Genomic DNA, 21,835 nt, shown 5'->3' with positions numbered 1-21,835 from the left:
GCGCTTGAACACGACTTCCATCACTGATTCCCGGGCCGGCGAGACCGCTCGATTGCACAGCGAAGCCCAGGATTGGCTGATCCTCCTGACCTCGGGGCAGGCTACCGCCGCCGATGCCCGAGCCTTGCGCCAGTGGTGCGCGCAGAGTCCGGAGCACGCCCAGGCGTTCGAACGCAGCAAGTCGCTGTGGCAGTCCCTCAAGCCGGCCGCTTTGCAATTGCAACACCCGCCACGTTCACGACAGTTCGGTCGGCGGGCGTTTCTCGGCGGCGCGATTGCGGCGTCGGCGGCTTTTTTCCTGATCCGCGAAACGATACCGGGCGGCTTTTCCGGGCTGGGTGCCGACTATGTCACCGAAGTCGGCGAGCAGCGGCGTATTGATCTGGGTGACGATATCCACCTGGAGCTCAACACCCAGACCCGGATCAATCGCCTGGCATCGGTCGGCGGCAACCCGCAGATCGAACTGGTCAGCGGTGAAGTGGAGGTGGTGACGCGTTCGCGCGAGTCGATCAGCGTCCAGGCTGGTCCCGGTTGGTTGCATGCCGAGCAGGCGCGCTTCAATTTGCGTCATATCGACCGTAGCGTTTGTGTGACCTGTATCGAGGGTTTGTTGACGCTGCAGGTGCAGGGCCGCGGTTTCCGGCTGGAAAGCGGCCGACAGCTGACCTACGACGCCCAGCATACCGGCGAGCCGCAAATGGTGGATGCCGCGAACGTGATCGCCTGGCGCAACAAGATGCTGGTGTTCAACGACGCGACCCTGGCCTCGGTGATCGACGAGATCAACCGTTATCGTCCGGGCATGCTGGTGTTGCTCAATGCCGAGCTGGGGAAACGCAAGGTCCAGGCGCGTTTCAGCCTCGATCAGTTGGCGGGGGTGGCATGGTTGATTCGCGATGCCTATGGGGCCAAGTGCACCGAGTTGCCGGGTGGGGTGGTGTTGCTCAGCTGATTCTGGGTTGTCGATTGTCGATACCCGTCTTGCCCCGGTCTTTGTGGGAACGGTCCTTGTGGGAGCGGAGCTTGTGGGAGCGGAGCTTGCCCGCGAAGCTTTTAGCGATCTCAAGGGCCTCTTCGCGGCGGTGCGGCGTCCCGACAAGCTCCGTTCCCACAAGGTGTGCGTTCAGCATTCGAGCCAGTGAGTAACGCTATTCCAGCGGCCCCAGCACCTGCCGGTAACGCTCCGGCCCCTGGGGGGTATCGCGAACCAGGGTAATCTCCAGGCCCTGGGGATCGTCCTGATGATTCCCGCCCAGGTTGTGCCAGCCCTTGCCCGGTTGCCACACCCGCAAGTCCATTTCCCGCACCTGACCCAGCACCGCCACGCCGTCCTTGGCCGCCGGCAACGGGAATTGTGCGCGCGCCGGCCCTGCGGCCCGATACAGGGTGTCACCCTGCAACCACCAGCGTACCCGTTGCAGCGCGCCGTCCTGCTGCGGCGCTGCGCGGATCAGCTCCAGGCGAAAACCCTTGCGCTCGGCGCTGCGTACACTCAGGGCCACGGGAGCGGGCGGTAGCGGGTGTTCGACATCCACCACCATCGGCTCCACCAGTTCGATACCGGCGCGCAACGCCACATCGCGATCCAGTTGTCCCAACGCGGCCAGCAGTTCGCGGGTCTGTTCGGCGCTGGCCTTGAGGTGCTCATCGGCGCGGTTGACGCTGTCCAGGCCGCGCCAGGCAATCACGCTGACAATCGCCATCAGCATGATCGCGACCATCACTTCGATCAGGGTAAAACCAGCCTGGCGTTTCACTGCACCTTGACCTCGCCGGTGGCGCTGCGCAGCACGCTGATGCTGTGCTGGCCGTCGGAGAGTGACAGGCGCAGCGGCGCGCCGATCCATTCGGCGCTCAGCAGCAGGCTTTTACCCGGCTCGATGCGCACCTGCATCGGTGTGCTCTGCCAGGCTCGGGGGCGCAGTTGTGGGTCGTGGGCGAATTGCTCGATGCCGCCCTGATCGTCGCCGCGGCTGAAGCGATAACCCTGGCTGTCACTCAGCCAGCGAATCGGCCGGCCATCCGCCTGGACTTCGGCCTGGGCCACTTGCAGGGCCTGGGCCAGGCTCTCGGCGTCCAGGCGCAGCCGGTGCAGCGGGTCCGGCTTGATATTCAGGCCGATGGCCGCGCTGACGATACCGATGATGACCAGTACCACCATCAGTTCGATCAAGGTGAAACCGGTCTGGGGGCGCACGACATCCATTCGACAAGGGCTCCTTGGGGGTGAATACATGCTGCGCCGCGAAGATGATGAGCGTGTGAAATAAAAACGTGAGAATTGACAGGTAGTCTGATGGGAGCGCGGTTGTGTAGGCGCCGGCTTGCTGGCGATAGCGGTGTATCAGGCAACGGTGATGTTGACCATTGGATCGCATCGCCAGCAAGCCAGCGCCTACAGGGTGGCGCGTTCGGATCAACGTCGAAAAGGACTTCAAGCATGCAATGGACTCACCGTTTCTCTCCGCCCCAGCTGGTCCAGGCGCTGGCCTTGCTCGCGGCCCTGGCCGGTGCGCTGATCTGGTCCAGCCTGTTGCTGAAGCCTGCGTCATCGCTGTTGCCCGAAGGCCTGCCGCCGGCCGCCGGCACCCGCAGCGACAATCCCGCCTTGCAATGGTTTTCCAACCAGCCGGCGGTGCTCGATATCAAGGTTTCCGGGGTCATGGCCGGGGTGCACGGAGCAGTGGCGATCCTCAGCCTCAACGACGGCCCGCCGCGCAGCTTCCTCGCCGGCGAGCTCCTGAGCCAGGGTGTGCGCCTACTTGCCATCGAACCCGAGGGCATTGTTGTCGAGCGGGGCAAGGAAAAGCTCCACCTGAACGTGACCCGTCTCAGCGCTGCGCCGTTCCTGCCGAAGCTGACCCGCCCGTGAGCGCGGCTTGGGCCGGGCTCAGCACGGTTTCCAGCTGCGCCAGTGGCGGCGCTTCGCGGCGGCGATCCAGAACCAGGATATCGACCTTGAACAAACCGCCGCCGAAGGCGCCGATCATCTGCTCGCAGCGCAACATCAGCCGGCCCTGATCGCATTCGAAAGACTTGCGCCCGACGGGCAAGCGTCCTTCCAGGCGCAATTCCGCCAGACGGCTCTGGGCCGCCAACAAGGCAATGGATTTATCCCGCAGCAGCCCGTTGCTCTGGGTCATCACCCCGGCCATGCGCACGGCGGCGGACAGCGCGACGGCGATGATCGTCAACGCCACCAGCACTTCGATCAGGGTGAAACCGCCTTGGCGTGGAGCAGGCATCAAGTTGACTCAAGAGGGAACCCAGGTATCAGGTTAGCCGGCTTGTTTGACCGCCTGCTGACCGAAGCTCCCGAGCTTTTTCGGCTGCTGGCCATGATCCTGGCGTCTGTCCGCATTTAGCTCGCTACCAGCCGTTTTCAATGGCCAGCGACCTTGGGAATTCTGCTGCTTTCTCTCAACTGTCGCGGTGCGCGCCACTCACCGGCAGGCGACTGCCGAGGCGATAACGCGACGAGGGATGGGTCAGGCGCACATAGGTGACGATTTTGTTCTGGCTCCAGGTCCGCCGTACCAGGATCAGGCACGGCTCCAGGGCGTCGATCTGCATATGCCGGCTTTCGTCGCTGCTGGGGTGACCGGCTTCGACGATATGCTCCATCTCATCGGGGCGAATGACCTGCAACAGGTAGCGCGCCGGTTGCAGCTGCTCACCGAACTCCTGTTGCAGAAAGTCCGGTACCAGTTCGGGATTGACGTAGCGATCCTCAAGTTGCACCGGCACGCCTTCTTCGCTGTGCACGCAGATCAGGTGAAACACTGACGAGCCGGTAGGCAGCGCCAGGGCAGCGGCCACCGGCATCGAGGCCGCCTCGCGACCCAGGTGCAGAACTCGGCAGGAGTAGCGATGCCCACGGGCGATGATTTCGTCGGCGATATTGGTGATGCGCAGCAGGTTCGATTGCGGTTTGCTTTCGGCAACGAAGGTGCCGACCCCGGAAATCCGCAACAGATGACCTTCTTCCGTCAGCTCGCGCAAGGCCCGGTTGACGGTCATGCGCGAAATGCCCAGCTCCTGCACCAGGCGATTTTCCGAGGGGATCAAGTCGCCAGGCTTCCATTCGCCGCTGCGCAGCTTGTCTTGCACAAAGTCCTTCGCGCGCCGATAGAGGGCTTGCGGTGCATTTTTGATCATGATTCAGTCCGCATTTTTTTGAGCGGCAAGCACACTTGCCAAGGCCTTGAGAAAAAGGTCGTTATCCTCACAGCTACCGATGGAGACACGCAAGTACTCTGTGTAGCCGTTTTCGCGCCAGGGTTTGACGATAATGCCTTTGCTGAGCAAGGCCTGGTTGATGGTTTCAGCCGGATAGGGCGTGCTGAAGAAGAGGAAGTTGGCCATCGACGGTGCGGTGTCCAGACCGAGGTTCTGCAAGGCGATCACCATGTGCCGACGCTCATGGGCGACATGGGCGAGGGTGGCCTGCAGGTGCTCCTCGTCGGCCAGTGCGGCAATCGCCGCGGCCTGGGCCACGCGGTTGATATTGAACGGCGTGCGCAGGCGGTCGATCAGGTCGGCCAGCATGGGGTCGCTGACGATACCGTAGCCGATCCGCAAGCCGGCCAGGGAATACGCCTTGGAGAAGGTCCGCAGCAGGATAAACGGTTTGCCGCTGGCCTGGATCAGGCCGAGGCAATCAGGGTAACCCTGCTCGAACTGGGCATACTCGTAATAGGCCTCGTCGAACACCAGCAGGCACTGGGCCGGCAGTGCCGCCAACAGGCGTTGCAACTCGTCGGCGTCGAGGGTGCAGCCCACCGGGTTGGACGGGCAGGAAAACATCAGCAGACGGGTTTTCGGGGTCAATGCCTGAATCATCGCCGGCACGTCGAAGCGGCCTTCGCTGGTCATCGGCACGCCCGTCACCCGGGCACCGGCGGCGATGGGGTAGATAAAGTGCAGGCCGAACGAGGGCACCACGGTGACCACTTCATCGCCATGGTCGAGGAACACCCGGCTGATGATGCTCAGTAGATCTTCGGAACCATTGCCGAACACCAACTGATTGCCCGCCACGCCGAGCTTGGCGCTGAGGGCGGCACGCAGCTCCAGGCAACTGGCATCCGGGTACAGCGCGATGCTGGAGCAGGCCAGGGCCATCGCGGCGGCGACCGCCGGTGCCGGACCCAGAGGGTTTTCGTTGCTGCCCAGCTTGGCCACCCGGGTCAGCCCGAAGCGCTTGCGCACCGCTTCCGTGCCGAGGCCGGCGTTGTAGCTGGCCAGATCACGCACTTGCGGGCGGGCGAGGAGTTGCAGTTCAGCAGCGTTCATACCAGGGAAGCCTCTTTGTTGTCTTGCCAGAACGCATTGCGATCCAGATAGTTCTGCAGGAATTGCTGCAGACGGGGATGTTCGGTGTTGTGGAAGATTTGCTGCGGTGTGCCCTGGGCCACCACCTGACCCTGGTCGAGGAACACCACCGAATCGGCGACCTGCGCGGCGAAGCCCATTTCATGGGTGACCACCACCATGGTCATGCCTTCCTTGGCCAGGGTCTTCATGACCTGCAGGACTTCGCCCACCAGCTCCGGGTCGAGGGCCGAGGTCGGCTCATCGAACAGCATGATGTGCGGCTCCATGGCCAGCGCCCGGGCAATCGCCACGCGCTGCTGCTGACCGCCGGAGAGCTGGATCGGATAGACGTCGGCCTTATGTGCCAGGCCGACTTTGTCGAGCATGGCCAACGCGCGCTGACGGGCCTCGGCGGACGACAGCTTGCGCACCCGCAGCAAGGCTTCGCTGACATTGCCCAGCGCGGTCATGTGTGGCCACAGGTTGAACTGCTGGAAGACCATGCCGATATTGCGCCGGACCTGATTGATCTGCGCTTGCGCGGCGCGTTTGCGACCCTTGCCGTTGTCCGCGACATAGCCGAGCAACTGGCCTTCGATATGAATCTCGCCTTCGTCGTACTCTTCGAGGAAGGCCATGCTCCGCAGCAGGGTGCTTTTGCCCGAGCCGGAAGGGCCGATCAGACATACCACTTCGGAATGCCGGACCTCCAGGTCGATCCCCTTGAGTACACGCAGGGCGCCGAAGCTCTTGCCGACATTGTGCAGGCGCACCATGGGTTGCGAGTCGCCGGGGAGTTGTTCGGGAGTTTTCATGGGGTCACCTTGTTTCGGGACGATGGGTTGCACAGGGCGTTGTCGGGCGTTCATTGTGGCTGCCGGCTCATAAAGCGTCCGACCCGCGTCTCCAGGTACATCCCCAGGCGCGAACAGAACTCCACCAGCAGCAGGTAGCCGATACACAGCACCAGCAGGGTTTCGACAAAGGCGAAGGTTTGCGAACCGATACCGGTCATGACCATGGTCAGTTCCGGGATGGTAATGATCGACAGCACCGCGGTTTCCTTGCACAGGATGGTCACCAGATTGACCAGCGCCGGCAGGATGATCACCAGCATCTGCGGCAACTGGATGCGCAGGATGCATTGCCAGCGGGTGATGCCCAGACAGTCGGCCGCCTCCAGTTGGCCACGAGCGACCGACTCGAAACCGGTGCGGAAGATCTCCGCGAAGTACACGCTGCCATAAATGCCCAGCCCGAGAATCCCGGCGGGAACAGGGTCCAGGCTGAGTCCGAAGGACGGCCCGCCGTAGTAGACCAGGAACAGTTGGACCAGAAATGGCGTGCTGCGAATCACCTCGATAAAGGCCCGCAGCGGCGCTCGAATCAGGTTGTTGCCAAACAGTTGCGCCACGGCAATCAGCAAGCCGAGGAACAACCCCAGGAGCACTCCGGCGGACCAGGTGCCGAGGGTGACGGTGAAACCCTGGGCGATATCGTCGAGGTGCTCGGTAATGACCCGATAGTCGAAGATCATGTCTGTTGCTCCTTCATGCGTCGTTCCAACAGACCGCCGCAGAACGCCAGTGGAATATTGATCAGGCAATAGAAGCCGGCCAGCATCAGGTAGTCCTGCACGAACAGGTAGTCGCTGGCCGCGAGGTTCTGCGCGGTACGGGTCAGGTCGGCGAGGCCGACCACCGACACCAGCGAAGAAGCCTTGATCAGCAGGATCATTTCATTGACCAGGGCCGGCAGGGTCAGGCGCACGGCTTGCGGCACGCGGATGCGGATCAGCATCTGCCGCGTGCTCAGGCCAAGCAGCCCGGCCGCCTCCAACTGCCCGCCGGGGATGGCCAGGAAGCCGCCACGGAGGATCTCGGCGATATAAGCCCCGGCACACAGCGACAGGCTGATGATCGCGGCCGTCAGCGGCGATACGTTGGGCAGGCCGACCCGTGGCAGGAAGTAATAGACAAAGAGCAATTGCACCAGCAGCGGAATGCCCCGGAACACGAAAATGTAGCCGCCCCCCAGGCGCCTGAACAACGGAAGCGGCGACAGGCGCAGGCTGGCAACCAGGATGCCGATGAAAAAGCCAATCACCAGGGCCGCGGTGGAGACCTCGAGGGTCACCAGCAGGCTGGTCAGCAGTAACGGCAGGTTCTGCAAAAATAAAGGCCAATCGAACATTGCAGTGACTCCAACTCAGTTGATCGCCGGCCAGGCTTGGCCGGCGATCAGGTCCTCCAATGGGCAGGCGGATTTACCAGGTCGGGGTGAAGTCGGCTTGCGGCACATTCATCTCGGCACCCAGCCATTTCTTCTGCAAGGCTGCCAGGCGCCCGTCCGCATGCATTTTCAACAGGGCGGTATCGAGTGCGGCGATCAGGCTGTTGGCGTCGGCATCCTTGCGTCCCAGGTAGGCGAAGTAGGACGTCTTGCCGAACGGCGGCTGGACCACCTTGAAGGCGTTGCTGCGCTGGGCGGCGACATAGGAGATGTTCGGCAGCGAGTTGGCGACGGCGACAATGCGCTTGGCCGCCAGGTCCGCGTAGGCCTGGTTGTTGTCGACGTATTCGCGGATCGTGACTTTCTCCGGCAGCGTGGCGGCGAAGGTCTTCAGTTCTTCGAGCTGTGCCGAGCCTTTGCCCGCGCCCACGGCCTTGCCGGCGATGTCTTGCGGCTTGCTGATGCTGTTGTCGTTGGCGCCGATCATCAAGGCCACGGTGGCTTCGGCGATCGGCAGCATGAAGTGGTAACGCTCTTTACGGGCCTGGGTCACGATGATCGGGCCAGCGACCACATCGAACTTCTTCGCTTCAAGCCCTGGCAACACGCTGGGCCACGGCAGGTCGAGGAATTTCACCTTGACCCCCAGTTCCTTGCCCAACTGTTCGAACAGCTCTGAGTTGAGGCCTTTCTGCTTGCCGTTGTCGGTGAAGTCGAAAGGCGCGAATTGCAGCTCGGTACCTACCACCAGTTCACCGGCTTTTTTGACATCGGCCAGTTGATCAGCATGTGCCGCCAGGGACGCGACGCTCAGGGTGAGCGCCAGGCACAGGCCGTTGAAGCGTTTACTGAATAGAGAATCGAGTTGCATGGTGTCACTCCTTCAGGGGGATGCAGCGAGGTTGAGTGTGTGTTCCAGCGGTGATTCAGGTTGGCGACAGCAGTTAACGTGCCACTCCGGTATATACAGCTCTCAGGCGAGAATCTTGCCCGGGTTGAGAATGCCGTTGGGGTCGAAACAATCCTTGAGTTGACGCATGACTGCGAGGGCTTCGGGGCCCACCGAGTGATGGAGAAACTCGCGCTTGAGCAGGCCGATGCCGTGCTCGGCGGACACCGAACCGCCGAGTTCGCCGACGGCGCTGTAGACCAGCTCCTCGATGGCGAGGATCGGCGCGGGCTGGGGCAGGGAAGCGCAGTCCACGGTGAGGTGCAGGTTGCTGTCACCGATGTGGCCGAAATACACACTGTGGTTGCCCGGCCAGCGCTGTTCCAGGCGTGCGCGGCAACGCTCGACGAAGTCGCCGATCAGGCCGATCGGCAGGCTGACGTCGAAGTTCAAGGGGGTCATGCGTAGCGGAAACTCAGCGGTTGCTTCGCGGATCTTCCAGAGTCCGCGGGCCTGGGCCTGGGAGCTGGCGAGGACCGCATCGAGGACTTCACCGGCGGCGAATGCCTCTTCCAGGGACGCTTCGAGCTGGTCTTGAGCGCCGGCGGACTCCAGCAGCACATACAACGGATGCTCCAGTGAGATCGGCGCCGTGGCGTTTTCCAGCCAACTGACGCCGAGGCGAAAGAAGTCCTGCCACATCAACTCATAGGCTTGTGGCGTGCCGACACCGCGCTGGATCCGCCGCAGCAGGCTGACCGCGCTGGCGTAGTCGGGCAGGGCGCAGAGCAGGGTGCTGGTCTGGCCCGGTTGCGGGGCAAGCTTCAAGACCGCGCGGGTAATCACGCCCAAGGTGCCTTCGCTGCCGATAAAGCACTGTTTCAGGTCATAGCCGCAGTTGTTCTTGATCATCTTGTTGCGCAGATCGAGCACTCGGCCATCGGCCAGGACCACTTCCAGTCCGAGCACCAGGTCACGGGTCATGCCGTAGCGGATCACCGCATTGCCTCCGGCATTGGTGGCGATATTGCCGCCGATCTGGCACGAGCCGCGAGCGCCCAGGTCGAGGGGGAAGACAAAGCCCGCGTTGAGCGCCGCCTGCTGGATTTCCTCCAGGGTGGTACCGGCCAGGACGCTGATGGTGGCGGCCGCCGGGTCGATCTCTTCAATGCCGCGCAGGCGTTCCAGGGACAGCGCGATATCGCTGGCCCGTGGCACCGCGCCGCCGGCCAGGCCGGTCATGCCGCCCTGCGGAACCACCGATTGTCCGGTGTCATTGCAGATACGCAAGGCACTCGCCACGTCCGCCGTGGTCCTTGGCAACAGCAGCGCCGCCGGGCAGGTCGGGGCATGGCCGGTCCAGTCGCTGTAGTGACGCTGACTGATATCAGCGCCGGTGACGACGGCGTCATTCCCCAACGCTTGACGCAGCAGTTCGAGGGTTTGTGGTAAATCGCTCATCGGCTCAACTCACGGTCGGAAAGGATAGAGGGCGTCGTGACCAGGGCACGACGATCCAGCTGGTTCAGGTTTGCAGTGCCCAGCAAAGACAGGGCCAGGCGCAGCTCTTGCGCCAGTAGATCGAGGGCATGAGCGGCGCCCGCCTGTCCGCCGACGGCGACTCCATACAGGGTAGATCGCCCCAGCAACACGGCATCGGCACCCAGTGCGCAGGCTTTGAGAATGTCGGTGCCGCGACGGATGCCACTGTCGAGCAGCAGCGCGAGTTTGCCCTTGGCCACGGCGGCAATCGCCGGCAGGCAGTCGAGGCTGGCCGGAACACCGTCCAGTTGCCGGCCGCCATGGTTACTGACCACCAATCCGTCGAGCCCCAGGGCCACGGCTTTTTCGGCATCCGTCGGATGCAGCACGCCCTTGAGCAACAGCCGGTGCGGCCAGCGCTCGCGCAGCCGGGCCAGTGCGTCCCAGTCGAGTCCGGTGTCCATCTGGCTGCCGATAAAATGCGCGGCGCCTTCGATGGTGCGTTGTTCGGGCGGCAGATAGCGCTCGATATTGCCCAGGATCGGCAGGCCCTGTGGCCATAGCGCCTGGGCCATCCAGCGGGGATGACAGAGCACGTCGAGCTGGTTGCGCAGGCTCAATTGCCGGGGCCGGACAAAGTTGCGTCGGTCCCATTCGCGGTTGCCCAGCAGCACGGCGTCACTGGTCAGCAGCAGCGTCTTGCAACCGACCGCGTCGGCACGTTGCAGCAGATCCTCGCGCACGGCCGGATCACGCAGGCAATAGAGTTGGAACCAGAGATTGACCTCGGGCACTGCCGCGACCAGTTGCTCCAGGGAACTGGTGGACACGGTACTCAAGGTGAAAGGCAGGCCGCGCTCTGTGGCGGCCCGAGCTAAATGAATATCGGCATCGCGGTAAAGCATTGCGTTGTAGCCGGTGGGGCCGATGGCCATGGGCAGCGGCAGGTCTCGCCCAAACAACGAACTTTGGGTCTGCGTCGCCGAGCAAGGCATCAGGGTCCGCGGCAGCAGGGCGATATCGGCAAAGGCCTGGCGATTGCGGCGTAGCGTCAGCTCTTCTTCGGCACCGCCTTCCAGGTATTCCCAGGCGAAATGCGGCAGACGTTGCCGGGCCATCGCCGCCAGTTCGGCAATGCTCTGTGCTCGGTGAAAATCCAGCCCTGAATAATAGCGACGCATGGCGATCCCTATGGCGTGATGAAAGTGGCGCAGCAGGGCTGCGCCAACCCGGTTTTAATCAGGCGTAAAGACGTGCGGCCGGCAACCAGCGTTCGAAGGCGGCGGACTCGACCCAGTTTCTGGCCGCCGCGATATCGGGGGCGAAGTAACGGTCTTCGTCGTAATGCGCGACCTCGCTGCGAATCATCGCCAGGACTTCAGCGAGCTTTTCCGAAGTCTTGAGCGGGGCATGCAGGTCGACACCCTGGGCGGCACCGAGCAGTTCGATGGCCACCACGGCGCTGCTGTTGCCGGCCATATCCAGCAAACGGCGGGCAGCAAAGGTCGCCATCGACACGTGGTCCTCCTGGTTGGCCGAAGTCGGCAGGCTGTCCACCGAGGCCGGGTGGGCCAGGGTCTTGTTTTCCGAAGCCAGGGCGGCGGCGGTCACCTGGGCGATCATAAAGCCTGAGTTCAGGCCGCCTTCGCGTACCAGAAAAGCCGGCAGACCGGAGAGCGCCGGGTCAACCAATTGGGCAGTTCGTCGTTCGGACAGCGCACCTATCTCGGAAATTGCCAGGGCCAGGACGTCAGCGGCCATCGCCACCGGTTCGGCGTGAAAGTTGCCACCCGAGAGCACGTCGCCGTCGGCGCTGAACACCAATGGGTTATCCGAAACCGCGTTGGACTCACGCAGGAACACCCCGGCGGCGAAACGCAGGTGATCCAGGCAAGCGCCCATGACTTGCGGCTGGCAGCGCAGCGAGTAGGGATCCTGGACCCGGGCGCAATCGATATGCGATTGACGAATCTCGCTGTCCGCCAGCAGTTCACGATAGAACCGGGCCACGTCGATTTGCCCGGGTTGACCACGTACCGCCTGGATGCGCGGATCGAAGGGCACGTCGGAACCTTTCAAGGCTTCCACGCACAGGCTGCCAGCGACCACGGCGGCGCTGAACAGCTTCTCGGCGGCAAACAGTCCGCGCAATGCCAGCGCGGTGGACACCTGGGTGCCGTTGATCAGCGCCAGGCCTTCCTTCGGCCCCAGCACCATGGGTTCCAGGCCGGCAATCGCCAGGCCTTCGACGGCATCCATTTCCCGTCCTGCCTGGCGCACGCGACCGACGCCAATCAGCACGGCGGACATATGCGCCAGCGGTGCCAGGTCACCCGAGGCACCCACTGAGCCCTGGGACGGGATGCACGGATAGACCTTGGCGTGATAGAGCTTGACCAGCGCTTCAATCACTTCCCAGCGGATCCCGGAAAAGCCACGGGCCAGCGAACCGACCTTCAAGGCCATGATCAGGCCGACGCTGGCATCATCGAGCAACGGCCCGGTGCCGGTGCAGTGCGAGAGCAGCAGGTTGCGTTGCAGCTTGGCCAGCGACTCGGTGGCAATCGAGGTCCGGGCCAGCAGGCCGAAGCCGGTATTGATGCCGTACACCGTGCGTTGGTTGGCGATGATCTCGTTCACGGTACGGGTGCTGGCGTCGACGTTCTCACGCGCGGCAGGGTCCAGCTCGATCGCGCATTGCTTCTGATAGATGACGCGCAGTTGATCCAGTGTGAGTTGACCGGGCTTGAGCAGCAGAGGTGCGGGCATGGCAGTGTCCTAAGGCGGAGGGTGGGTGGAATAGGCGGCTATATGTTCCTGTATATACATGACGAGCAATATGCGGGCCAAAACCGCTATTCCAGTCAGAGAGTGGCGTTGCAGACCCGATCCCCGCGGATTGAAAAAAAACGCCAGCGCTGGTCGAGCCGTCGATGTGTCACCAAATACCGCACCAAAACCGCGCCTCTCGCACACTGTTGGGGCGAATAGAAACCAATGATAGTAGGGTTTTTCGCGATGCAAGGTTTCCGCGCAGCGCAGGGGCGCTTTGCCGCGCAAGGAGGCGCCGGGAGACAAAGACGGTCGGCGGTGATGGAAATTTTTGCTGTATATACAGCTGCGCACACTGTTGTCCGCCAAAGCGGCGGCCTTGGCTTCGCGAGATTGCATGCCGGCGGCGCGAATGCACTACGGGGTGGGCGGCATTTCCTCCCGAGGATTTTCAATACCGGTGACATATCTTCTTGCAACAATCCGCGGCGAATCGAATCAAGCCAAGGAATGTCGAGATGGATATCGCGCACATCAATTCCCGCTCGCGGATTGGCGCTCAGCAAGGCTTCACGCTGATCGAGATCATGGTGGTGGTGGTCATTCTCGGGATCCTTGCGGCCATTGTGGTACCCAAGGTTCTCGACCGCCCCGACCAGGCTCGGGTCACCGCCGCCAGGCAGGACATTGGCAGCCTGATGCAGGCCCTCAAGCTCTATCGCCTCGACCATGGCAGCTACCCGAACCAGAACCAGGGCCTGAAGGTCTTGGCCGAGCGGCCGGCGAACGCCAAGGACAGCACCTGGCGCTCCTACCTCGAACGCCTGCCCAACGATCCTTGGGGCCGTCCTTATCAGTACCTCAACCCTGGGGCCAACGGCGAAGTCGATGTGTTCTCCCTGGGTGCCGACGGTAAGCCGGGTGGTGAAGGCACCGACGCTGATATCGGCTCCTGGCAGTTGTAGTCCGGGCCATGACCAAACCTTCGCTGACAGCCGCCGGGCAGCGCGGCATGGCGATTATCAGCGCCTTGCTGATCGCCGCCGTGGTGGCGGTGATCGCCGGCGGCATGCTCGCCCGCCAGAGCGTCTTTACTCGCAGCCTTGAAGCCGAGCAGTCGCGAGTCCAGGGCGCCTGGCTGTTGCGCGGCGGTCTGGAGCTGAGCCGGCAAAAGCTCTGGCAGGCCCGCCAGCACGACCCGCTGACCCGGCTTGACCAAGCCTGGGCGCAGCCGCTCGTAGTCGCTGGCCTGAGCGAGCGCGGCGGGCAGTTCAGCGGGCGCCTGGAAGACGAGCAGGGTAAGTTCAATCTGCGTAATCTGGTGCGTGACAGCCGGATCGATTCCGACCAGGTTCGGGCTTTCCAACAACTGTGCGAATCGATCGGCATCAAGCCTGCCGTGGGCCAGCGGATTGTCCAGCGGGTGACCGCCGCTTACTCGTTGCTGCCGGATAACGCGCCCGCTGCGCCGCCGGTCAAGGGCAGCTTCGACAGCGGTCGGTTGACCTCGCCGGGAACCGCGCTCAAGCCGCTGCCGGCGACCCGGCCGATGTTGCACAGCCTGGATGACTTGAGTGCCTTGGCGGGAGTAGACGACGCAGTGCTGGCGCTGTTGGCACCCCATGTGACGATTCTGCCGGCCAACACCTGGGTCAACGGCAATACCGCCAGCGCCGAAGTCCTCGCCTCCCAGGTGCCGGGGCTGTCGCTGTCGCGGGCGCGCAGTCTGGTGTCTGAGCGTGATTCCGGGCGCTGGTTTATCAATCGCGGCGATTTCGTCAATCGTCTGCAGATGCCCGAGCTGGTGGTCAGCGATATCAAGGTCGGGATCACCAGCGACTGGTTCCGCCTCAATGCCCGTTCGCGCAGCGACAGCCGGCGGGTCAGCCTCGCGGTGTTGCTGTATCGCCAGGAGCTACAGATGCCCCAGGTGATCTGGTCGCGGGTGGGCGTATGACTTCGCTACGTCTGGCCTTGTTGCCGCTGGAGACGCTGACCCTGGACAGCTCGCTGGAGTTTGCCTGGCTGGATCGTCAGGGCAAGCTGAGCGACCGTGGCCGCAGCAGCCTCGCACTGTTGGGGCAGACATATAAAGGCGCCTCCGTGGAGTGTTACCTGCATCCGCGCGACAGCTTGCTGGCCAGTATCGAGTTACCCAACCTGCCACTGGCGAGGATTCAGGCGGCGGTGGGCTGTGCGGCCCAGGCGCTGATCCTTGGCGGTTGTGAGTCGATGCATATCGTTCATAGCCCGCGGGATGCCGCGGGGCAGGTACAGGTCGCCTGGCTGCAGCGGGCATTGTTGGAGCGCTTCGGCACCTTGCTGCGCCAGTCCGGGCTCAAGTTGCGCGGCCTGTACCCGGCGGCCTATTGCCTGCCGGTGGCGGCGGCGCACGCGCCTGTCGTAGCGGTGCGCGATGAACATCTGTTGCTGCGCCGCAGCCAGGACCAGGCCCAGGTTCATCCGGCTGTCGAGGCAGCGCTGGCGGATTTGCTCAATAGCGGCAGCGTGATGCATTGGGTCGGGGCGTCGGCTCCGGACAATGCGCTGGTCCAGAGTCTGTCCGAGGAGCGCGTCTGGTCTGGCAAAGCCCCGGGTTGGGGGCTGCACGGTGCGGTCCAGCCAATGGCCAGCAACGCCGGCGGTTGGCGGCGAGCCGTGGCCGGTATGGCGCTCGCGGTGGCGGTCTGGGCCGTGGGCCTCAATCTATATGCCGCTCGCCAGGTGGAACAGGGCCAGCAGCTCAAGGCCTGGATGACCCAGCGGGTGCAGCAGGCATTTCCGGCCTTGCCAATGGTCCTCAACCCGTTGCAACAGGCTCGTCAGCAGCTGGCTTTGCGCGAGAGCGGCGCGCCCGGTGACAGCGGTTTTGCCCGTCTGGTCCAGCAAGCCGGGAGTGCCATGCCTTTTATGGTCGGCAGCCTGCAGACGCTGGTCTTCGAACATGGCGAATTGCACCTGAGCCCGCTGCCCGGCATGCCGAGCGGCGGTCGCGACAAGGCCTGGCAACTGAGTCTGAGCCAGGCTGGCGTGGAAGCGACGACGGTTGCCGACGGCTGGGTCCTGAAAACCACCGGCCCACAACCGCTGGCGGAGAACGACAGTGAATAAGGCCTTTATCAACCGCTATCGAAACCGCTGGCGCCAGCTTTCGAGCCAGGTCCGGCTGTATTGGCAAAGCCTGGCTCGGCGCGAGCGACAGCTGGTGCTGGGCATGGCGATGGGTGTCTCGGGCCTGCTGGTGTGGTTTGTGCTGATCCAGCCGCCCTTGCAAAAGATCGACTTCTGGCGCCTGGAAACCCCCAAATTGCGTACCCAGGCACAGACTCTCGACGGCCTGCTGCAAGGGCTTGCCGGTCCGGCTGGCGGAAATGTCGAGGCCGGCTTGCGCAGCAGCCTGGACGCCGGCGGCCTGGCTGGGCACTACCAATTGCAAGGCGTTGGTACCGGCTGGCGGCTGACCTTCGACGAGGCCCCGGCGGATGGCCTGTTGGGCTGGCTGCTGGGTACGCCCCCGTTATTCACCCTGGAAGTGGTCGAGGCCCGTTTGCAGCGCAAAGGCGCGACCGAACCCGATGGCACGATGGGCAAATTGTCCGGAACCGTTCGCATGGATCAGGCGCTTGGCGCTAAGGAAGCTTCATGAAGTGGTCAGGTTCTTTATTGGCCTTGCGTTGTCGGCAGGCTGCGGCGCCCTGGTGGTTGATGGCCTTGAGTGCCTGCAGCAATACACCACCGGCGTCGCAGCCACCATTGCTGGTGGAAAGCGAGTTGGGTCGGCCCCTGGCCTCGACGGTCAAGAGTGGCGATGCCGTGGCTGATCGGCAGCGACTCCAGGCCCAGCTGGAGCAGCAACATCGGCAGCCACGGACGCCGATCAATCCCGGGCTGGGCAAGGGCGCGGCCAAAGGCAGCCTGGTGCCCAGTCCATTGGGCAACCAGCCGGTGCAGTTGAATTTCGTCGACGCCGATATCCAGGCGGTGGTCCGTGCCTTGTCACGCTCCACCGGGCAGCAGTTCCTGGTCGACCCACGGGTCAAGGGCACCCTGACTCTGGTCTCCGAAGGCGAGGTCCCTGCCCATCGCGCCTATGACATGCTGCTGGCGGCCCTGCGCATGCAGGGCTTCAGCGTGGTGGATGTCGGTGGAGTCAACCAGGTGGTGCCGGAGGCCGATGCCAAGCTGTTGGGCGGGCCGATCTACAGCGCCGATCGCCCGGCCCAGGGCGGTATGCTGACCCGCACCTTCCGCCTGCAATACGAAAACGCGGTGAACCTGATCCCGGTGCTGCGGCCCATCGTCTCGCCGAATAACCCGATCAATGCCTACCCGGGCAATAACACCGTGGTGATCACCGATTACGCGCAGAACCTGGACCGGGTCGCCACGCTGATCGCCAGTATCGACACCCCCAGCGCCATTGACACCGATGTGGTGACCATCCAGAACGGCATCGCCAGCGATATCGCCAGCATGGTCGCCGAACTGCTCGACAGTCCCGGCAATGACCCGACCCAGAAGATTGTCGTGCTCGGCGACCCGCGCTCCAACTCGATCATCATTCGCTCCGGCAGCCCGGAGCGCACGCAGCTTGCGCGAGAATTGATCTACAAGTTGGACAATGCCCAGAGCAACCCGAGCAACCTGCATGTGGTGTACCTGCGCAATGCCCAGGCCGGCAAGTTGGCCCAGGCTCTGCGCGGGCTGCTCACCGGGGAAAGCGACAGCGCTGATGGCAAGGGCGATCCGACCCGGGCCATGCTCAGTAACGGCGGGATGAACAGTAACAACAGCAGTCAGAACGGCCAGGCCAGTACGCAGAGCAGCAGCGGCACCACAAGCAGTGGCACCAGCACCACGGGCAGTTCGTCCTACGGGCAGGGTGCGCGCGCCGGGGGCTCGCAGGCCGGCGGTGCAAACCAGGGCGCGGACCAGAGCGTGGCGTTTTCCGCGGGCGGGGTGACCATCCAGGCCGATGCCACCACCAATACCTTGCTGATCAGCGCCCCGGACCCGCTGTATCGCAATCTGCGGGAAGTCATCGACCAACTGGACCAGCGCCGCGCCCAGGTGGTGATCGAAAGTCTGATCGTCGAAGTCAGCGAAGACGATGCCAATGAGTTCGGTGTGCAATGGCAAGCCGGCAGCCTGGCCGGCAATGGCGTGATCGGCGGGGTCAATCTGGGCAGTACCAATCTGGTCAGCAGCGCCAAGAACAGCATAGATGTGCTACCCCAGGGGCTGAGCCTCGGTGTGGTCAAGGGCGCGGTGAACATCCCGGGCGTCGGTCAGGTCATGGACCTCAAGGTCCTGGCCCGGGCCTTGAAAACCAAGGGTGGCTCCAATGTGCTGTCGACGCCGAACCTGCTGACCCTGGATAACGAAGTGGCGAGCATCTTTGTCGGCCAGACCATTCCTTTTGTCAGCGGGCAGTACGTTACCAACGGCAGCAGCTCCAGCAACAACCCGTTCCAGACCATCCAGCGCGAGGAGGTCGGCCTCAAGCTCAATGTGCGGCCGCAGATTTCCGAGGGCGGCACGGTCAAGCTGGATATCTACCAGGAAGTCAGCACGGTGGACGACCGTGCCTCGGCGGCGGCCGCTGGCACCGTAACCAACAAACGCGCCATCGACACCAGCATCCTGCTGGATGACGGGCAGATCATGGTGCTCGGTGGTTTGTTGCAGGACGGTTATACCCAGACCAATGACGGCGTGCCATTTCTATCAAGTATTCCTGGGATCGGTGCGTTGTTTCGTCATGAGCGGCGCGAGACCACCAAGACCAACCTGATGGTGTTCCTGCGGCCCTATATCATTCGCGACGGTGCGGCGGGGCGCAGCATCACCCTCAACCGTTATGACTTTATCCGCCGGGCCCAGGGCAGCCTGCAACCGGAGCGCAGCTGGGCCATGCCGGATATGCAGGCGCCGCAGCTGCCGAATGCGGCCCTGGCGATTCCGGGTTCCGCGCCGTCGACCCAGCAAGCGCCACGGGCGGCAATTCGCGCGGTGCCGGTGTCACTCAATGAGAGGCCGCAGCCATGAAACTGGTAACAGGGGCCTTGTGGCGAGTGGGCTTGAAGCAATGCCGGCTCCTCAAGGAAAGGCACAATCGAACCTGTGGGAGCGGAGCTTGCCCGCGAAGCTTTTGGCGGCCTCAAGGTCCTCTTCGCGGCGGTGCGGCGATCCGACAAGCTCCGCTCCCACCAGGCCTGCTCCCACAAGCCCTGGGGGCACCATGAGTGCGCTGCCGTACGCCTGGGCCAAGGCGCAGCGGGTTCTGCTGCGCGACGGCGAGGACGGTGCGGTGTTGACCGCTTGCCCGTCGACCCCGGGCTGGGCCATCAGCGAGGTCCGTCGGCAGTTCGGCCCGGCGCGCCTGGAGCAGGTCCGCGACGATGAGCTCGATGGCCTGCTCGCCAGCGCCTATGCCGACACCGGCAACGCGGCGGCGGTGGTCGGTGCGGCGGAAAACGAGGTGGACCTCGACCGGCTGATGCAGGACATCCCGGAAATCACCGACCTGCTCGACACCCAGGACGGCGCGCCGGTGATCCGCATGATCAACGCCTTGCTGACCCAGGCCGCGCGGGACGAGGCCAGCGATATTCATATCGAACCCTTCGAGACCCATTCGGTGGTGCGCTATCGGGTCGACGGCACCCTGCGTGACGTGGTCTCACCACGCAAGGCGCTACATGGCGCGCTGGTGTCGCGGATCAAGATCATGGCCCAGCTGGATATTGCCGAGAAGCGCCTGCCCCAGGACGGTCGCATCGCCTTGCGCGTGGCCGGTCGGCCGATCGATATCCGCGTCTCCACCGTGCCCACCGGGCATGGCGAACGGGTGGTGATGCGCCTGCTGGACAAGCAGGCCGGACGCCTGCAACTGGAAACCCTGGGCATGGACCCTGATGTGTTGGCCCGGCTCGATCAGCTGATCCGCCAACCCCATGGCATCGTGCTGGTCACCGGCCCCACCGGCAGCGGCAAGACCACCAGCCTCTATGCCGCCCTGGCCCGGCTCGACGCCAGTACCAGCAATATCCTCACTGTCGAGGACCCGGTGGAATACGACCTGCCGGGCATCAGTCAGATCCAGGTGAATGCCAAGATCGACATGACCTTCGCTCTGGCCTTGCGGGCGATCCTGCGCCAGGACCCGGACGTCATCATGATCGGCGAGATCCGCGACCTGGAAACCGCGCAGATTGCCGTGCAAGCCTCGCTCACCGGGCACCTGGTGCTGGCAACCCTGCACACCAACGACGCGGTGTCGGCGGTCAACCGCCTGATCGACATGGGCGTGGAGCCGTTCCTGCTGGCCTCGTCGATGCTCGGCGTGCTGGCCCAGCGCCTGGTCCGGCGCCTGTGCCAGCATTGTCGCCAGGAAGACCCGGCGGCGCCCGGCAGCTGGCGGCCGCTGGGCTGTAGCGTCTGTAATCACACCGGCTACAGCGGTCGTACTGGTATCCACGAGTTGTTCTGCATCGACGACGATATCCGCAGTCTGATCCACCAGGGCGCCGGCGAGCAGGCCCTGCGTCTGGCCGCGCGGGCGGCCGGCATGTTGAGCATGCGTGAGGACGGCGAGCGCTGGGTGCACAGTGGCGCCACCGCGCCGGAAGAAATCCTTCGCGTGACACGGGACGCCTGATGAATCGCTATCGCTTCGAAGCCGCCGACGCCCTGGGCAAGATCGAAACCGGCCATCTGGAAGCCGACAGCCAGGGCGCGGCCCTGGGCCTGTTGCGCAGTCGCGGGCTGACCGCCTTGTTGGTCCAGGCCGACGGCGTTCAAGGAGGAGGCAGTGCCAGTGGGATGTTCAGCGCCAAGCTCTCGGACAACGACCTGGCCTGGGCCACCCGGCAACTGGCAAGCCTGCTGGGGGCCAGCCTGCCGTTGGAAGCCGCGTTGAGCGCGACGGTGGAGCAGGCCGAGCGCAAGCATATCGCCCAGACTTTGAGCGCGGTGCGCGCCGATGTGCGCGGTGGCATGCGCCTGGCCGAAGCCCTGGCCAAGCGTCCACGGGACTTTCCCGATATCTACCGGGCATTGATCGCGGCGGGCGAGGAGTCCGGCGACCTGGCCCAGGTGATGGAGCGACTGGCTGATTACATCGAGGAGCGCAACAACCTGCGGGGCAAGATTCTCACTGCGTTCATCTATCCGGGAGTGGTGGGGTTGGTGTCGGTGGCCATTGTGATTTTCCTGCTCAGCTATGTGGTGCCCCAGGTGGTCAGCGCTTTTTCCCAGGCGCGCCAGGATTTGCCGGGGCTGACGCTGGCGATGCTCAATGCCAGTGATTTTATCCGTGCCTGGGGTTGGTTGTGTTTCGCCGCCCTGGTCGGTGGTTTCTGGGGTTGGCGCTTGTATCTGCGCAATCCGGCGGCACGGCTGGGCTGGCACAGTCGGATCTTGCGCCTGCCGCTGATCGGCCGCTTTGTGTTGGGGCTGAACACCGCACGGTTTGCCTCGACCCTGGCGATTCTCGGCGGTGCCGGGGTGCCATTGTTGCGGGCACTGGAGGCCGCGCGGCAGACGGTGTCCAACGACCGCCTGAGTCTGAGTGTGACTGAAGCTACGGCACGGGTCCGTGAAGGGGTGAACCTGGCGGCGGCGCTGAAGGTGGAGAAAGTGTTTCCGCCGGTGCTGATCCATCTGATTGCCAGCGGCGAGAAGACCGGCTCGTTGCCGCCGATGCTGGAGCGGGCGGCGCAGACCTTGTCGCGGGATATCGAGCGGCGGGCCATGGGCATGACCGCGCTGCTCGAACCGCTGATGATCGTAGTGATGGGGGCGGTGGTGTTGTTGATCGTAATGGCGGTGTTGCTGCCGATTATCGAGATCAATCAGTTGGTGCAATAGCCGGGCAGATGGGTTGCCCGGGCTGGCCTCTTCGCGGGCAAGCTCCGCTCCCACATTAGTCCTATGTCGAGTCCGGACTTTGTGTACAGCTCAACAGAAGCCTGTGTTGAGCCCAGACTTTGTGTGCAGCTCAACAGAAGCCTGTGTTGGGCCCAGACTTTGTGTGCAGCTCAACAGAAGCCTGTGTTGGGTCCAGACTTTGTGTGCAGCTCAACAGAAGCCTGTGTTGGGTCCAGACTTTGTGTGCAGCTCAACAGAAGCCTGTGTTGG

The 21,835-nt window shown here is 63.7% G+C and carries 21 protein-coding genes; 9 read left to right on the top strand and 12 right to left on the bottom strand.

Going from position 1 to position 21,835, the window contains the following annotated elements:
• Positions 1 to 4 precede the first annotated feature (4 nt).
• Entirely contained in the window at positions 5 to 955 is a 951-nt protein-coding gene (locus AC07VG_RS01115) for a FecR family protein (protein WP_495000974.1), read from the top strand.
• Positions 956 to 1,151: 196 nt separating this feature from the next.
• On the opposite strand, the gene AC07VG_RS01110 is transcribed toward AC07VG_RS01115, so the two are convergent.
• Together AC07VG_RS01110 and AC07VG_RS01105 are read right to left on the bottom strand one after the other, a co-directional pair.
• Positions 1,152 to 1,760, bottom strand: coding sequence for a type II secretion system protein GspJ (locus tag AC07VG_RS01110; RefSeq protein ID WP_495020296.1), 609 nt, complete (start codon positions 1,758 to 1,760; stop codon positions 1,152 to 1,154).
• Positions 1,757 to 2,209 carry a GspH/FimT family pseudopilin gene (locus tag AC07VG_RS01105; RefSeq protein ID WP_495000972.1) on the bottom strand — a complete coding sequence of 151 codons (453 nt, stop codon included), beginning with the start codon at positions 2,207 to 2,209 and terminating at the stop codon, positions 1,757 to 1,759. Before AC07VG_RS01105 ends, AC07VG_RS01110 begins: the two co-directional genes overlap by 4 nt.
• Positions 2,210 to 2,443: 234 nt before the next feature.
• Here AC07VG_RS01105 and AC07VG_RS01100 point away from each other — a divergent pair, with 234 nt between their 5' ends.
• The gene (locus AC07VG_RS01100) at positions 2,444 to 2,875 is read left to right on the top strand and encodes a type II secretion system protein N (protein ID WP_495000971.1); all 432 of its coding nucleotides are present in this window, start codon (positions 2,444 to 2,446) and stop codon (positions 2,873 to 2,875) included.
• Here AC07VG_RS01100 and gspI read toward each other — a convergent pair.
• From gspI to hutH, 10 genes are all read right to left on the bottom strand, one after another.
• Positions 2,835 to 3,248, bottom strand: a complete 414-nt coding sequence (gene gspI / locus AC07VG_RS01095) for a type II secretion system minor pseudopilin GspI (RefSeq protein ID WP_495000970.1) — start codon at positions 3,246 to 3,248, stop codon at positions 2,835 to 2,837. The genes AC07VG_RS01100 and gspI overlap by 41 nt on opposite strands.
• A 175-nt stretch (positions 3,249 to 3,423) precedes the next feature.
• Entirely contained in the window at positions 3,424 to 4,161 is a 738-nt protein-coding gene (hutC, locus tag AC07VG_RS01090; RefSeq protein ID WP_495000969.1) for a histidine utilization transcriptional repressor HutC, read from the bottom strand.
• 3 nt (positions 4,162 to 4,164) lie between these two features.
• Complete coding sequence (hisC, locus tag AC07VG_RS01085) at positions 4,165 to 5,298, bottom strand: histidinol-phosphate transaminase (RefSeq protein ID WP_495000968.1); 1,134 nt, start codon at positions 5,296 to 5,298, stop codon at positions 4,165 to 4,167.
• Complete coding sequence (locus AC07VG_RS01080; protein ID WP_495001027.1) at positions 5,295 to 6,095, bottom strand: amino acid ABC transporter ATP-binding protein; 801 nt, start codon at positions 6,093 to 6,095, stop codon at positions 5,295 to 5,297. Before AC07VG_RS01080 ends, hisC begins: the two co-directional genes overlap by 4 nt.
• Positions 6,096 to 6,184: 89 nt before the next feature.
• Positions 6,185 to 6,856: an amino acid ABC transporter permease gene (locus AC07VG_RS01075; RefSeq protein WP_495000967.1), complete on the bottom strand. Its 672-nt coding sequence runs from the start codon at positions 6,854 to 6,856 to the stop codon at positions 6,185 to 6,187.
• Positions 6,853 to 7,512, bottom strand: a complete 660-nt coding sequence (locus AC07VG_RS01070) for an amino acid ABC transporter permease (protein ID WP_495000966.1) — start codon at positions 7,510 to 7,512, stop codon at positions 6,853 to 6,855. Before AC07VG_RS01070 ends, AC07VG_RS01075 begins: the two co-directional genes overlap by 4 nt.
• 73 nt (positions 7,513 to 7,585) lie before the next feature.
• Positions 7,586 to 8,422, bottom strand: a complete 837-nt coding sequence (locus tag AC07VG_RS01065) for a transporter substrate-binding domain-containing protein (RefSeq protein WP_495000965.1) — start codon at positions 8,420 to 8,422, stop codon at positions 7,586 to 7,588.
• Between the two features lie 102 nt (positions 8,423 to 8,524).
• Positions 8,525 to 9,901 carry an FAD-binding oxidoreductase gene (locus AC07VG_RS01060; RefSeq protein ID WP_495000964.1) on the bottom strand — a complete coding sequence of 459 codons (1,377 nt, stop codon included), beginning with the start codon at positions 9,899 to 9,901 and terminating at the stop codon, positions 8,525 to 8,527.
• Entirely contained in the window at positions 9,898 to 11,103 is a 1,206-nt protein-coding gene (locus AC07VG_RS01055) for an alpha-hydroxy acid oxidase (protein WP_495000963.1), read from the bottom strand. Before AC07VG_RS01055 ends, AC07VG_RS01060 begins: the two co-directional genes overlap by 4 nt.
• 58 nt (positions 11,104 to 11,161) lie before the next feature.
• A complete protein-coding gene (hutH, locus tag AC07VG_RS01050) occupies positions 11,162 to 12,691 on the bottom strand; it encodes a histidine ammonia-lyase (protein ID WP_495000962.1) in 1,530 nt (509 codons plus the stop codon).
• Positions 12,692 to 13,212: 521 nt separating this feature from the next.
• Between hutH and gspG the strand changes: the two genes are divergently transcribed.
• From gspG to gspF, 7 genes are all read left to right on the top strand, one after another.
• Positions 13,213 to 13,659 carry a type II secretion system major pseudopilin GspG gene (gene gspG / locus AC07VG_RS01045; RefSeq protein WP_495000961.1) on the top strand — a complete coding sequence of 149 codons (447 nt, stop codon included), beginning with the start codon at positions 13,213 to 13,215 and terminating at the stop codon, positions 13,657 to 13,659.
• Positions 13,660 to 13,667: 8 nt separating this feature from the next.
• Complete coding sequence (gene gspK / locus AC07VG_RS01040; RefSeq protein WP_495000960.1) at positions 13,668 to 14,651, top strand: type II secretion system minor pseudopilin GspK; 984 nt, start codon at positions 13,668 to 13,670, stop codon at positions 14,649 to 14,651.
• The gene (gene gspL, locus AC07VG_RS01035; protein ID WP_495000959.1) at positions 14,648 to 15,805 is read left to right on the top strand and encodes a type II secretion system protein GspL; all 1,158 of its coding nucleotides are present in this window, start codon (positions 14,648 to 14,650) and stop codon (positions 15,803 to 15,805) included. Before gspK ends, gspL begins: the two co-directional genes overlap by 4 nt.
• Positions 15,798 to 16,340: a type II secretion system protein M gene (locus AC07VG_RS01030; RefSeq protein ID WP_495000958.1), complete on the top strand. Its 543-nt coding sequence runs from the start codon at positions 15,798 to 15,800 to the stop codon at positions 16,338 to 16,340. Before gspL ends, AC07VG_RS01030 begins: the two co-directional genes overlap by 8 nt.
• Positions 16,337 to 18,742, top strand: coding sequence for a type II secretion system secretin GspD (gene gspD / locus AC07VG_RS01025; protein WP_495020295.1), 2,406 nt, complete (start codon positions 16,337 to 16,339; stop codon positions 18,740 to 18,742). The genes AC07VG_RS01030 and gspD overlap by 4 nt, the downstream gene beginning before the upstream one ends.
• Before the next feature lie 193 nt (positions 18,743 to 18,935).
• Entirely contained in the window at positions 18,936 to 20,354 is a 1,419-nt protein-coding gene (gspE, locus tag AC07VG_RS01020) for a type II secretion system ATPase GspE (protein WP_495000956.1), read from the top strand.
• Complete coding sequence (gene gspF / locus AC07VG_RS01015; RefSeq protein ID WP_495020294.1) at positions 20,354 to 21,565, top strand: type II secretion system inner membrane protein GspF; 1,212 nt, start codon at positions 20,354 to 20,356, stop codon at positions 21,563 to 21,565. Before gspE ends, gspF begins: the two co-directional genes overlap by 1 nt.
• Positions 21,566 to 21,835: the final 270 nt, after the last annotated feature.

The organism is Pseudomonas sp. GW821-FHT03C07 (assembly GCF_059420925.1).
The sequence above is the reverse complement of the archived record's forward strand: the minus strand, read 5'-3'. Positions and strand labels throughout refer to the sequence as shown.

Coding starts and splice junctions, on each gene's coding strand:
- AC07VG_RS01105 (WP_495000972.1), bottom strand. CDS start 2,209: ATGGATGTCGTGCGCCCCCAGACCGGTTTCACCTTGATCGAACTGATG.
- AC07VG_RS01100 (WP_495000971.1), top strand. CDS start 2,444: ATGCAATGGACTCACCGTTTCTCTCCGCCCCAGCTGGTCCAGGCGCTG.
- gspI (WP_495000970.1), bottom strand. CDS start 3,248: ATGCCTGCTCCACGCCAAGGCGGTTTCACCCTGATCGAAGTGCTGGTG.
- hutC (WP_495000969.1), bottom strand. CDS start 4,161: ATGATCAAAAATGCACCGCAAGCCCTCTATCGGCGCGCGAAGGACTTT.
- hisC (WP_495000968.1), bottom strand. CDS start 5,298: ATGAACGCTGCTGAACTGCAACTCCTCGCCCGCCCGCAAGTGCGTGAT.
- AC07VG_RS01080 (WP_495001027.1), bottom strand. CDS start 6,095: ATGGTGCGCCTGCACAATGTCGGCAAGAGCTTCGGCGCCCTGCGTGTA.
- AC07VG_RS01075 (WP_495000967.1), bottom strand. CDS start 6,856: ATGATCTTCGACTATCGGGTCATTACCGAGCACCTCGACGATATCGCC.
- AC07VG_RS01070 (WP_495000966.1), bottom strand. CDS start 7,512: ATGTTCGATTGGCCTTTATTTTTGCAGAACCTGCCGTTACTGCTGACC.
- AC07VG_RS01065 (WP_495000965.1), bottom strand. CDS start 8,422: ATGCAACTCGATTCTCTATTCAGTAAACGCTTCAACGGCCTGTGCCTG.
- AC07VG_RS01060 (WP_495000964.1), bottom strand. CDS start 9,901: ATGAGCGATTTACCACAAACCCTCGAACTGCTGCGTCAAGCGTTGGGG.
- AC07VG_RS01055 (WP_495000963.1), bottom strand. CDS start 11,103: ATGCGTCGCTATTATTCAGGGCTGGATTTTCACCGAGCACAGAGCATT.
- hutH (WP_495000962.1), bottom strand. CDS start 12,691: ATGCCCGCACCTCTGCTGCTCAAGCCCGGTCAACTCACACTGGATCAA.
- gspG (WP_495000961.1), top strand. CDS start 13,213: ATGGATATCGCGCACATCAATTCCCGCTCGCGGATTGGCGCTCAGCAA.
- gspK (WP_495000960.1), top strand. CDS start 13,668: ATGACCAAACCTTCGCTGACAGCCGCCGGGCAGCGCGGCATGGCGATT.
- gspL (WP_495000959.1), top strand. CDS start 14,648: ATGACTTCGCTACGTCTGGCCTTGTTGCCGCTGGAGACGCTGACCCTG.
- gspD (WP_495020295.1), top strand. CDS start 16,337: ATGAAGTGGTCAGGTTCTTTATTGGCCTTGCGTTGTCGGCAGGCTGCG.
- gspE (WP_495000956.1), top strand. CDS start 18,936: ATGAGTGCGCTGCCGTACGCCTGGGCCAAGGCGCAGCGGGTTCTGCTG.
- gspF (WP_495020294.1), top strand. CDS start 20,354: ATGAATCGCTATCGCTTCGAAGCCGCCGACGCCCTGGGCAAGATCGAA.